The 12,388-nt window shown below is 54.2% G+C and carries 9 protein-coding genes; 3 read left to right on the top strand and 6 right to left on the bottom strand.

The annotated features are described in order from the left end of the window. Nucleotides 1-6: 6 nt before the first annotated feature. Nucleotides 7-1,065 (top strand): protease SohB, encoded by a 1,059-nt coding sequence (sohB, locus tag L1F30_RS09295; RefSeq protein WP_253355553.1) that lies wholly within the window; start codon nt 7-9, stop codon nt 1,063-1,065. A 121-nt stretch (nt 1,066-1,186) separates the two neighbouring features. Here the strand turns inward: sohB and L1F30_RS09290 are convergent, their stop codons facing one another. The 3 genes from L1F30_RS09290 to L1F30_RS09280 form a co-directional block, all read right to left on the bottom strand. Beyond that, nucleotides 1,187-2,356: a cation:proton antiporter gene (locus tag L1F30_RS09290; protein WP_253355551.1), complete on the bottom strand. Its 1,170-nt coding sequence runs from the start codon at nt 2,354-2,356 to the stop codon at nt 1,187-1,189. A 139-nt stretch (nt 2,357-2,495) separates the two neighbouring features. Continuing rightward, a complete protein-coding gene (locus tag L1F30_RS09285) occupies nt 2,496-2,990 on the bottom strand; it encodes a DUF934 domain-containing protein (RefSeq protein WP_253355550.1) in 495 nt (164 codons plus the stop codon). Next, nucleotides 2,974-4,626, bottom strand: a complete 1,653-nt coding sequence (locus L1F30_RS09280) for a nitrite/sulfite reductase (RefSeq protein ID WP_253355548.1) — start codon at nt 4,624-4,626, stop codon at nt 2,974-2,976. Before L1F30_RS09280 ends, L1F30_RS09285 begins: the two co-directional genes overlap by 17 nt. 903 nt (nt 4,627-5,529) lie before the next feature. On the opposite strand from L1F30_RS09280, the gene L1F30_RS09275 reads away from it, so the two are divergent. Continuing rightward, nucleotides 5,530-5,997 (top strand): MarR family winged helix-turn-helix transcriptional regulator, encoded by a 468-nt coding sequence (locus L1F30_RS09275; RefSeq protein ID WP_253355546.1) that lies wholly within the window; start codon nt 5,530-5,532, stop codon nt 5,995-5,997. Nucleotides 5,998-6,068: 71 nt separating this feature from the next. Here L1F30_RS09275 and L1F30_RS09270 read toward each other — a convergent pair whose 3' ends face one another. Together L1F30_RS09270 and metH are read right to left on the bottom strand one after the other, a co-directional pair. Beyond that, nucleotides 6,069-6,314 (bottom strand): DUF2970 domain-containing protein, encoded by a 246-nt coding sequence (locus tag L1F30_RS09270; protein WP_371922627.1) that lies wholly within the window; start codon nt 6,312-6,314, stop codon nt 6,069-6,071. Nucleotides 6,315-6,621: 307 nt separating this feature from the next. Beyond that, on the bottom strand, nt 6,622-10,317 hold the full coding sequence (metH, locus tag L1F30_RS09265) for a methionine synthase (RefSeq protein ID WP_253355544.1): 3,696 nt from the start codon (nt 10,315-10,317) through the stop codon (nt 6,622-6,624). 215 nt (nt 10,318-10,532) lie between these two features. Between metH and nfuA the strand changes: the two genes are divergently transcribed. Further along, nucleotides 10,533-11,117: a Fe-S biogenesis protein NfuA gene (gene nfuA, locus L1F30_RS09260; protein WP_253355542.1), complete on the top strand. Its 585-nt coding sequence runs from the start codon at nt 10,533-10,535 to the stop codon at nt 11,115-11,117. 98 nt (nt 11,118-11,215) lie between these two features. On the opposite strand, the gene L1F30_RS09255 is transcribed toward nfuA, so the two are convergent. Further along, complete coding sequence (locus tag L1F30_RS09255) at nt 11,216-12,283, bottom strand: 3-deoxy-7-phosphoheptulonate synthase (protein WP_253355541.1); 1,068 nt, start codon at nt 12,281-12,283, stop codon at nt 11,216-11,218. Nucleotides 12,284-12,388 lie beyond the last annotated feature (105 nt).

Genomic DNA, 12,388 nt, shown 5'->3' with positions numbered 1-12,388 from the left:
AGTTTTTTGGAATTTTTAATGGAATACGGCCTGTTCTTGGCCAAAACCGTCACCTTAGTCGTGGCCCTTGGTATTGTAATCGGCTTGCTGGTATCTGCCGGAGCCCGCGGTAAAAAAGACCCGGACGGCGAGGTAGAAGTTCGGCGCTTGAACGATCACTACGACGACGTTAAAGACATGATGCAATCGGCACTGTTAGACGAGGCCGAATACAAGGCGCTGCAAAAGGCAGAAAAGAAGAAACAAAAGCTTGAAGCCAAACGCAAGAAGGGTGCCCGCAAAGATGAGCAGCAAGCCGAGCAGGCTGCGCCCAAACGCGTGTTTGTGGTGGATTTTGAAGGCGATATCCGCGCCTCGGCTACAGAGGCGCTGCGCGAGGAAATTACGGCGTTGTTGTCGGTTGCCAAAGCTGGCGACGAGGTGGTGGTACGCCTTGAAAGCGGTGGGGGAATGGTGCATAGCTACGGCCTGGCGGCCAGCCAGCTCAAGCGCATTACTGATGCAGGCATTAGCCTTACGGTATGTGTGGATAAAGTGGCTGCCAGCGGCGGCTACATGATGGCCTGTGTGGCCAATAAAATACTGGCGGCACCCTTTGCCATTGTGGGCTCAATCGGGGTGGTGGCACAAATGCCAAATTTCCACCGGCTGCTCAAAAAGAACGACATAGACTTCGAGCTGCTTACCGCCGGTGAGTACAAGCGCACGCTGACCATGTTCGGTGAGAACACCGATAAGGGCCGCCAGAAGTTTCTGGATGAGCTGGAAGATGTACACGGCTTGTTTAAACGCTTTATCAGCGTGCACCGTGAAAAGGTGGATGTGGAAAAAGTGGCCACCGGTGAAGTGTGGTTTGGCCAGCAGGCAATCGATAACCTGCTGGTGGATGACATAAAAACCAGCGATGAATACATTACTGCCCAATATGCCGATGCCCAGGTGTTTGAGTTGCGTTACGAGCAGCCCAAAAGTTTACCGCAAAAGTTGGGGCTGGCCGCAGAAACAGCCTTCGACCGCGTGTTTACCAAAGCCTGGCAAACACTTACCCAGCGTTTTTCCGCTTAATTCTTGCGCGCCGCCAGCCGGCGCGCTTCCTTTCGAAAGCAAGTCTGTCGCTATTTTTCGGGCGCTCATTGAGCGCGCATTGTCCGGCTGCGTTACCTGCCATTAATTTTATTCTTGTTGCTTAATCGCGTCGAAGTTTGTCTGACACCGCAATGGGGTTGGGGTAGTTAAATACCACAATGTAGCTCGATACCAAAAAGGTAATGATGGCCGTTGCCTGGATCAGCGTTGAGGCTTTTTCGCCAATGAGCGATGCGTTGACTGCGACGAATGCAATTAATAAGCTGAATTCACTGATCTGGCCCAAGCGAAAGCCGATATCCCAGGCCAGATGGTCTTGTTCGCTTTGGCGGTGCAATAAAAAACGGTAGGTTACAGGTTTTAGTATCAGTACAGTTGCCGCCATGACGGTAGCGCTCAGAGCCACATCCGGTAGCAGGTCTAGATTAAAGCGCGCACCAATAGAAAAGAAAAAGATAATCAAAAAGAAATCCCTTAAGGGCTTCAAACTAATGGCAATGTATTGTGAGATTGGGCTGGTGGCCAGGGTAATTCCGGCAATAAAGGCACCAATTTCTGCCGATAGCCCCAAATATTCGGAGAGCTCCGCCATGCCCATGCACCAGCCGATGGCTAACAGAAATATATATTCGTGAAAGCGGTCGAAGGTTTGGATGAGCTTTAACAATACCCATTTCACAAACAGCCAGGCTGCGACGGCAACCAGGGGCAGCGCCAAAAAGGTTTTGCCAAGGGTGGGCAGGTCTACCTTGCCAAGGTCACCACTGAGCAGCACCATCAGGCAAACAATGGCCAGAAAATCCTGTAGCAGCAGCAGGCCTACCATTAAGTCGCCAGTGTGTTTGTGATGCAGTACTGTGGTGGGCAGCAATTTAATGCCAATGATGGTGGATGAAAACATCATCGCCATACCAATAATCAGATTCTCAAGGTGGCTGAAGCCAAATAGCCAGCCAATGGCGTAGCCTGCAATGGCAAAGAGTGCCGAGCTGATAATGCCTATGTGCGTTGCTTGCTTTAATACGGAAAATAGCGCCTTGGGCTGCATATCCAAGCCGAGCAAAAATAATAGAAATACAATGCCCACCCGCGATATTTCACTGATTAATTCAACATTGGTAATAAGTTGAAAACCAAAGGGCCCCAGCGCCATGCCCAGTAAAATATAGGCAACGAGCAATGGCTGGCGACCATAAAGGGCAATGGTCGCCACCAGTGCTGCGCCAGTGAAAATCATGAAAAACGATTGAAACAGGGTGGGGTCAGCCATAAATCACTCCTCTTGGCTAACAGTGTAATCAAGAACTGTACCACTGACGAATAAGGCGGTGGTTTTAAGGTGCCGCACGCGTGCGTTGCTGTTTAGCAGGCATAAAAATGCCCGCTATGGCGGGCATTGGGTAGGTTGATTAGCTGGCTCTGCGCCGAAACAACGGCTTGGGCTGATCTACGGCTGCCTGATAGTGCTCGCTGAAGTCCATCAGCGATTGAATAGCGCTTTCAAGATTGGTGCCTGCACGGAAGTCCATGGCGTTAAAGCCGCAGCGCTTCAGGAAATGCGCTTGATCCTGAATCACATTGCCAAAGGCGCGAATCTCGCCGTTAAAGGCAAAGCGCTCGCGCACGAGCCGGCCCAGCGAAAAGCCACGACCATCAGCAAAGGCGGGAAAATGCACGGCAACCAGCGTGAGTTGGTTGAGGCTGTCGCGCAGCTCATCCACAGTTTCGTCTGTGTCTACCCAAACTGCATCAATACCACGGCTGGTGAGCGCCTCTTTTTGAGCCAGCCAGAGTGCCAGCGGCACTACATCGGTGCTGCCGGTGATGGCATCAAGGGTGGCGTCTTTGGCAAGAAACTGGCGGCTGCATTCTGCAATGGCGCCATCTTTAACTAGCTTTGGCATAAATACGCTCCTTGAAAGGTTGCACACCAATGCGGCGGTAGGTGTCTAGAAACAGCTCTTCGGGCTGGCGTTTCTCTACATAGACATCCAGGATTTTTTGTACAACATCGGGTACATCATCACGTCCGAAGGACGGGCCAAGCACAGTGCCTAAAGAGGCATCGTTGCTGGCCGAGCCGCCCAGCTGGACCTGATAGAACTCCTCGCCTTTTTTATCAACACCTAAAATGCCGATGTGGCCTACGTGGTGGTGGCCACAGGCGTTCATGCAGCCAGAGATGTTAAGCGTGAGGTCACCCAGATCGTAGAGGTAATCCATGTCGTCAAAGCGGCGCTGGATGGCCTCGGCAATGGGGATGGATTTGGCATTGGCCAGCGAACAGAAGTCGCCGCCAGGGCAACAAATCATATCGGTTAAGGTGCCGATGTTCGGCGTGGCAAAGCCGTTGGCCTTGGCCTTTTGCCAAACGTCGAACAAATCTTTCTCGCGCACATCTGCCAGTACCACGTTTTGCTCGTGGGTGGCGCGCACTTCACCGAAGCTGTAGGTATCGGCAAGCTCGGCAATGGCCTCCAGCTGTTGGTCGGTCACATCGCCAGGGGCCACGCCCGTGGGTTTGAGCGACAAGTTAACGGCTTTGTAGCCGGGCTGCTTGTGGCTGCGCACGTTGCGCTCAAGCCAGCGCGCAAAGGCTTTGTGCTCGGCCTTGAGGCTGGTTAGATCCTGTGCTGCGTCTGCTTGATAGGCGGGCAGGGTAAAGAAGGATTTCGCCCGGGCAATTTCTTCCTGGGTGAGAGTGGTTTCGCCCGCGCGAATCTGTGCCCACTCCTGTTCTACCTTATCTGCGAAGGCCTCGGGGCCTGTGGCTTTAACCAGAATCTTGATGCGCGCCTTGAATTTGTTGTCGCGCCGGCCCAGCAGGTTATACACCCGCAAGATGGCCTCCAGGTAGGAGAGCAAATCTGCCTCTGGCAGGAATTCGCGAATCAGGCTGCCGATAATAGGGGTGCGCCCCAAACCGCCGCCCACATACACCTTAAAGCCTGTTTCGCCGGCGTCATTTACCACCAGCTGCAGGCCGATGTCGTGCACCAGAATGGCCGCGCGGTCTTGCTCAGAGCCGCACACCGCAATTTTGAACTTGCGCGGCAAAAAGGCGAATTCCGGATGGAAGGTAGACCACTGGCGGATAATCTCGCAGTAGGGGCGTGGGTCTGTGATTTCGTCGGGCGCTACACCTGCAAACTGGTCAGAGGTCACATTGCGAATGCAATTGCCGCTGGTTTGAATGGCGTGCATTTCCACTTCGGCCAGTTCTTCGAGGATGTCTGGCACCTCGGCAAGCTGGGGCCAGTTTAACTGGATGTTCTGGCGGGTTGTGAAGTGCGCATAGCCCTTGTCGTATTCACGGGTAATGTGGGCCAGCTTGCGCAGCTGACGGCTGCTCAGCAGGCCGTAGGGCACAGCAATGCGGAGCATGGGGGCTACGCGCTGTATATAGAGGCCATTTTGCAACCGCAAGGGCAGGAATTCTTCGTCGGTCAGGTCGCCGGCTAAATAGCGTTCCGTTTGACGGCGGAATTGAGCGACGCGCTCGCGCACGATGTGGTGATCGTAGGAGTCGTAAACGTACATGAAGTTCAAATACCTTACATTGCGCTATATAGCGCAGGGTTATTTACTGCAGGTCGCCTGCTGGCGCTACAAGGGCTCGGCAGGATACCTCAGTTCATTCATTGAATCGAGCTAAGCCCCTGTCTTTAAAGGCCTAGCGGCAACTCATGAGAGTGACGCGGCGGCGAGATTACCAAGCCCAAGTGCAGCTTGATACTAATTGTTTGCGCTATCGTAATATATATTTGGAATAAGAAAGGGTTTAGCGCTTGATTCCTTGCTTTATAGTGTGGTTAAAATCAGTGCGTAGCGAATAAACGCTCACGTTCTCCCCAAAAAAAATAACAGAGGAGCAGTACCATGCACGATGATATCCAAATGCAAGAACAGGGTGACAGTATGGCGGACGCCATAGCTGCAATGGCACTTATCGCCATTTTTGTAGCCACCTGCGTCTTCTGGGTAAGCGGCCAATAGGCAGAATCGCTGCGATGGATTGCGCGGCCAGAGTATTCCAGCGAGCGCAATATGCTTGATGCAATTTGCTTGAATGGGAACGTAGAAAACCAGAGCTTGCTCTGGTTTTCGCGTTTTTGGCCCCCGCTAGCGGCCTGCCCGGTTGTTGGGCATGCCAGTGACGCTGATGAGGTCTGCGAGCTGCCAGCCTGAGCCTTGTCAGGTTCTGGAAAGCGCGGTGAGTGACCACAGTACCCATAGCAGTATCACGCCCGCTAGGAGACTCTATACCCGCCATGAGGGTTCCCATTAAGGCCGGATGACTGCTTATATACCTTTGGCGCGGCGGATTCATTAGGGCCGAGCGTGCAGGGCGCGCAGAATTGCATTGCAGTGCTAGACACCAAGGCCCGCTCAGGCATCATAGGCGGCCTACCTAATTTTGCCCTTCATAGGTTGTCGTTTGCTATGAGTGAGAAGGATTTTCATCTACACAACAGTTTCGCGTTCTGGATAAGCCGCCTGGCCCAACAGATGCAAGATCGGCTAAACCAGCAATTAAAAACCCACGGCCTTAGCTGGCAACAGTGGGCAGCACTCAATGTAATGCATCACGGCTTGGCCAAAACGCCCGCCCAGGTTGCTGAGCATATTGGCGCTGATCGCTCCACGGTAACCCGCATGTTAGATAGGCTAGAGCGCCAGGATCTGGTGCAGCGCGAGCACGACGGCCTTGATAGACGGGTAGTGAAATTGCACCTTACCGAGAGCGCCCACACACTGGTAAAAGCGCTGAACAAAATGGCTGAAACCCATCAGGCAGAGTTTCTTTCGGAGTTGCCTTCCACAGAGTTTCGGGGCCTGCGCGGCAGCCTTGTGAAAATGCTGCGAGCCGGTGGTATAGAGGCAGGTAATTTGTGGCGCCAAACCAGCTAAACCCTTTGATTAGCTTGTAGTTGCTTCTGGTATTATTTCGTTGTCAATTATTGCAATGGAAATAATGCTTATTACAGACCGCTATTTTTAAGCACAGTGTGCACGATAAGTGCCATCACCCCGATAAACATCAGCGTAAAAATCACACCGGCGGCAATGTAGTGATAAATGTTGCCGCCGTTAAAATCCCGCTCCTGATTACGCTTGCTTTGGACTCCGAAAGCGGCCGCAAAGGTGCTTAGCATGATGCTTAGTGCATTGGGTTTGCGTGAATCTTCACTTTCTTCGCGGGGCTTTAATTGCGGCTTGGGTTGCATGGTTTTGGCGCCTTGCAGTTGTTTGTTGGCTAATGTGTTGGGCCACACTGTTGGCCTTGAGCCTAACAAGCCTTACGGGAAAGGCAAGCGTGGACTCACCGGCATTGGCCGCCCGCCGCGGGTTTGACTCTAGGGTTGGCAAAAGCGGAGTCAGTTCAAGTAGGCAATTGGTGGCCAAAACGCCTTATTGCGCAGGCCTGCTGAAATCGGGGCAGGTGACCCATGCGTGGCTACAGCCGCGCAAGTTAAGCGTTAAACACTCAACAAGCGCGGCAGGCCACAGGTGCTCCCGGGTTTCCGGGGCTGGCTATTGGGGGTCGTAATCCAGTACCGGCTGCAACCAGCGCTCTGCATCAGCCAGTGGCATTTGTTTGCGCGCGGCCAGGCTTTCAACCTGATCTTTGCTGATTTTGCCGGTGTTGAAATAGCGGCTGCTGGGGTGCGAAAAATACCAGCCAGACACAGCGGCGGTCGGGTACATGGCAAAGTGTTCGGTGAGCTCAACGCCCGTGGCATTGGTGGCATCGAGTACCTTAAACAGGGTGCCTTTTTCTGTGTGGTCTGGGCAGGCGGGGTAGCCGGGTGCCGGGCGTATGCCTTGGTACGCCTCTTTGATGAGGTCTTCGTTGGCGAGGTTTTCATCGGGTGCATAGCCCCAGAATTCCTTGCGCACCCGGCGGTGCATGTGCTCGGCAAAGGCCTCTGCAAGCCGGTCTGCCAGTGCTTTAACCATAATGGCGCTGTAGTCATCGTGGGCCGCCTCAAACTCCTTGGCAAGTTCCTCGGCGCCAATGCCTGCGGTTACTACAAAGCCGCCCACGTAGTCCTTATGGCCTACGGGGGCTACAAAATCTGCCAATGAGAGGTTGGGGTGAATGTCACCCGGCTTTTTGTTTTGCTGGCGAATATGGTGCAAGGTGGCCTGTGTTTCGGTGCGGTTTTCATCGGTAAACAGGGCGATATCGTCGTTGTTTACCTGATTTGCAGGCCAAAAGCCCACCACCGCCCGCGCTTTGAGCAGTTTTTCGTCCACGATGCGCTTAAGCATGGCCTGGGCGTCTTCAAAGAGGTTGCGCGCGGCTTCACCCACCACTTCGTCTTGCAGGATCTTCGGGTACTTGCCGGCCAAATCCCAGCTGATGAAAAAGGGCGTCCAGTCGATGGTTTCAATAAGCTCTTTAAGCGGATAGTCATCGAATATGCGGGTACCGGTAAAGGCGGGCACGGGCGGGGTGTAGGTGTCCCAGTCGAGCTTCAGGCCTGCATTAACGGCATCCGGGTAGGGCAGTACCGTGCCACGGGCCTTGCGCCCGGCGTTGCGGATTCGCACCGCTTCGTACTCGGCCTTTACCTTCTCTACGAGTTTTGGCTTGTGCTCATCCGAGAGCAGCTGGCTGGCAATGCCCACGGCGCGGGAGGCATCGGCCACGTATACCACTTGGTCGCGCTTGAACTGCGGCTCGATCTTAACGGCTGTGTGGGCTTTAGAGGTGGTGGCGCCGCCAATCATCAAGGGCAGGTTGATGCCCTGGCGCTCCATTTCTCGGGCCACGGTGACCATTTCATCCAGTGAAGGCGTAATCAGGCCAGACAGGCCGATAATGTCGCACTTTTCATCCAGCGCGGTTTGCAAAATCTTCTCGCAGGGCACCATTACGCCCAGGTCAACCACTTCGAAGTTATTGCACTGCAATACCACGCCCACGATGTTTTTGCCGATGTCGTGTACGTCGCCTTTTACGGTGGCCATGAGAATTTTGCCGTTGGGCTTGGCGCCCACCTGTTTCTCGGCCTCAATGTAGGGGTTGAGGTAGGCCACTGCCTGCTTCATCACGCGGGCTGACTTCACCACTTGCGGCAGGAACATTTTACCGGCGCCGAACAGGTCGCCTACCACATTCATGCCATCCATCAAGGGCCCTTCAATTACATCAATGGGCTTGGTGGCGGCTTGGCGGGCGAGCTCTGTGTCTTCTTCAATAAACGCCGAAATGCCTTTTACCAATGAGTGCTCTATGCGCTTGTTGATAGGCAGTTCGCGCCAGGCGAGGTCTTCTTTTTTGGGGCCTGCGCTGCCATCGCCTTTGTATTTGTCGGCAATGGCCAGCAGGGCCTCGGTGGCCTCGGGCGTGCGGTTGAGGATTACATCTTCAACGGTGTCGCGCAGCTCTTTTGGCAGGTCGTCATACACCGCCAGCTGGCCGGCATTCACAATGCCCATGTTCAGGCCCCCCTGGATGGCGTGGTACAAGAACACCGAGTGAATGGCCTCGCGCACCGGGTTATTACCCCGGAACGAGAAAGACACATTCGACACGCCGCCCGAAACCCCTGCGTGGGGTAGATTTTGGCGAATCCAGCGGGTGGCGTTAATGAAATCTACTGCGTAGTTGTTGTGTTCTTCAATACCTGTGGCCACCGCGAAGATGTTCGGGTCGAAGATGATGTCTTCCGGCGGGAAGCCCACTTTGTTTACCAGCACGTCGTAGGAGCGCTGGCAAATCTCGATTTTGCGCTCGGCGGTATCGGCCTGGCCCTGTTCATCAAAGGCCATGACCACTACGGCTGCGCCGTACAGGCGGCAAAGGTTAGCGCGCTCTATAAACTCGGCTTCGCCTTCTTTCAGGCTGATGGAGTTCACCAGTGGCTTGCCCTGCACGCATTTAAGGCCGGCTTCTATGATTTCCCACTTGGAGGAATCCACCATGATGGGCACCCGCGCGATATCCGGCTCGCCGGCTATCAGGTTCAGAAAGCGCACCATAGCGGCCTGGGCATCGAGCATGCCTTCGTCCATGTTGATGTCGATCACCTGCGCGCCGTTTTGCACCTGCTCAAGCGCCACTTCCAGTGCAGTGTTGTAATCCTCGTCAACAATCAGGCGCTTGAACTTGGCCGAGCCCGTCACGTTACAGCGCTCGCCCACGTTCACAAACAGTGAATCGCGAGTGATGTTAAAGGGCTCAAGCCCCGCCAGCCGGCAGGCGGGCTCTATGTCGGGCAGGGCGCGTGGCGGGTATTTCGCAACGGCGCGCGCAATGGCCTGAATGTGCGCAGGCGAGGTGCCGCAACAACCGCCAATAATGTTTAAAAAGCCGCTGGCGGCAAACTCTTCAACCACGGCCACCATTTCTTCCGGCGTTTCATCGTATTCGCCAAACTCGTTGGGCAGGCCGGCATTGGGGTGTGCCGATACCAGGCAGTTGGCCACCCGTGAGAGTTCCTTTACGTAGGGCCGCAGCTCTTTGGCGCCGAGGGCGCAGTTAAGGCCGATTGATAGCGGCCTGGCGTGGGCCAGCGAGTTGTAAAAGGCCTCGGTGGTCTGGCCTGAAAGGGTGCGCCCCGAGGCATCGGTAATGGTGCCCGAGATCATAATGGGCAGTTCAAGGCCTTCGCGGTCGAAATAGGTTTTTACGGCAAATACCGCGGCTTTGGCGTTTAAGGTATCGAAGATGGTTTCTATCAAAATAATATCGGCCCCACCTTTTACCAGGCCGTCGGTGGCCTCCAGGTAGTTTTCAACCAGTTCATCAAAGGTGACGTTGCGCGCGCCCGGGTCGTTTACATCCGGCGAAATAGAGCAGGTGCGCGAAGTTGGCCCCAATACACCTGCTACAAAGCGCGGTTTGGCCGGGTTTTTGGCGGTAAATTCATCGGCAATGCGGCGCGCGAGCGCGGCTGCACCCTGATTGAGCTCCCAAACCAGTGCCTCCAGGCCATAGTCTGCCTGGGAGATTTGGGTGGCGTTGAAGGTGTTGGTTTCAATTATGTCTGCACCGGCTTCAAAGTAGGCCTTGTGAATATCGCCAATGATGTCTGGCTGGGTGAGGCTTAGCAGGTCGTTATTGCCTGCCAGATCCTGTGTGTAGTCGGCAAAGCGCTCGCCGCGGTAATCGGCTTCTTGCAGCTTATGGGATTGAATAAGCGTGCCCATGCCTCCGTCCAAAACGAGGATTCGGTCTTTAAGTGCTTCACGTAGTAGGACAGATCTATTAGCAGGCATGGTGTTTCCGCAGTGTGACTAGGATAAATTATCTATATCAAAATATTTTGATGTAGGTTGGGATTCTACCAGAAAACCGCCACCAAAGGGCTAGCGGCGCAATGAATTTCTGAAATGCCCCTGAATTTCAAATGGTTGTTTTGCTTTGCGTGCCGATTGTTTAGAATACCCGACTGTTTCAATCAGGTAATCAACGTAAAGGGCTCGACACTCAGATGGTAAACGTCAACATTACGGAATCTGCTCAGAAGTATTTGCGCGAACTGCTCGAAAAGCAGAACACCCCCGGCATTGCCATTCGCATGTTTGTGTCTAGCCCCGGAACGCCGCAGGCCGAAACCTGTATCGCCTACTCGCGCCCGGGCGACGACCGCGATGCCGACGTGCCTGTTGAGTATGAAGGCTTTACCGCCTACTTCGAAGAGCGCTCGCTGCCATACCTGGATGAGGCCAAGGTGGACTATTCACCAGATAAAATGGGCGGCCAGCTCACCATTCGTGCCCCCAATTCAAAAATGCCCAAGATCTCTGACGATAGCCCCTTGGAAGACAAGATCAACTACGTGCTCTACAACGAGGTAAATCCGGGCCTTGCCTCCCATGGTGGCGTGGTAAGTCTGTCTCACATAAGCGACGACATGTACGCGGTGCTGAAGTTCGGCGGCGGCTGTCAGGGCTGCAGCGCGGTAGACATCACCCTGAAAGAGGGCGTTGAGAAAACACTGGTGGGCAAGATCCCAGAGCTTAAGGGCGTGCGCGACATGACCGACCACACAGACAAGAGTAATGCCTATTACTGATTGGGCGTAGCTACCCCGATCGCGCAAACATTAAAAAAGGCGGGTAGTTAACCCGCCTTTTTTGTTGCTCTAGGCTGCCAATTGTATTAAGAATTTACTTAACGATTTGGCAGTATGTCTTTGATTTTATTGCGCATATCGCGCAGGCACTGCTCGGTGGTTTCCCAGTCGATGCAGGCATCGGTAATGGATACCCCGTACTGTAGGTCTGCCTTGTCGGCAGTCATCTTCTGGTTGCCTGCGCCAATGTTGCTTTCGATCATTACCCCAATGATGGACTTGTTGCCTTCCAGTATCTGGTTGGCAATGTTGTCTAACACCAGCGGTTGCAAATCGTGCTTCTTGTTGGAGTTGGCATGGCTGCAGTCGACCATAATGTTGGGCGCAATCTTTGCCGCCGCCAGCTCTTTTTCGCACATGGCAACGCTGACCGAGTCGTAGTTTGGCTTGTCGTTGCCGCCGCGCAGAACCACATGGCCGTAGGCATTGCCGGCAGTGTGAATGATCGACACCTGGCCGTTTTCGTTAATGCCCAAAAAGCGGTGCGGGTTGGCCACCGATTGCAGGGCATTAATGGCAACGGTGAGTGAGCCATCGGTGCCGTTCTTGAAGCCAACAGCCGAAGACAGGCCCGAGGCCATTTCGCGGTGGGTTTGGCTTTCGGTGGTGCGGGCCCCAATGGCCGACCAGCTGATCAGATCTTGCAGGTACTGTGGCGAGATGGGGTCGAGTGCTTCCGTTGCCGTGGGCAGGCCCATTTCGGCAACATCCAAAAGTAGTTTACGGCCGATGTGCAGGCCTTCCTGAATCTTGAAGGAATCGTTCAGGTAGGGGTCGTTAATCAGGCCTTTCCAGCCCACGGTGGTACGGGGCTTTTCAAAATACACGCGCATCACCACATACAAGGTGTCCGACACCTCGTCGGCGAGCTTTTTCAGGCGCCGGGCATAATCGAGGGCGGCATCCACATCGTGGATGGAGCAGGGGCCAATAACCACAAACACCCGGTGATCTTTGCGATCGAGGATGTTGCGGATGGTCTGCCGGCCTTCGGTGACAGATTTCAGAGCCGTTTCCGTTAACGGCAGCTCGGTTTTCAGGGCGTCCGGCGAAATCAGGATTTCCTGGGATACGACATTCAAGTCGTCAACTGCGCGGTTAGTCATGGAGCATGTATCTCTTTCTTTCAATATGGTGAGCGGTCGGCCATTCTACGGGATTTTTTAAGGCACTTGCCAAGGTTTTGGAATAAAAGTTAGTTATGGGCCTGT

Origin of the sequence: Simiduia sp. 21SJ11W-1 (genome assembly GCF_024138675.1) — a bacterium.
In the GTDB taxonomy this organism is placed as follows: domain Bacteria; phylum Pseudomonadota; class Gammaproteobacteria; order Pseudomonadales; family Cellvibrionaceae; genus Simiduia.
The sequence above is the reverse complement of the archived record's forward strand: the minus strand, read 5'-3'. Positions and strand labels throughout refer to the sequence as shown.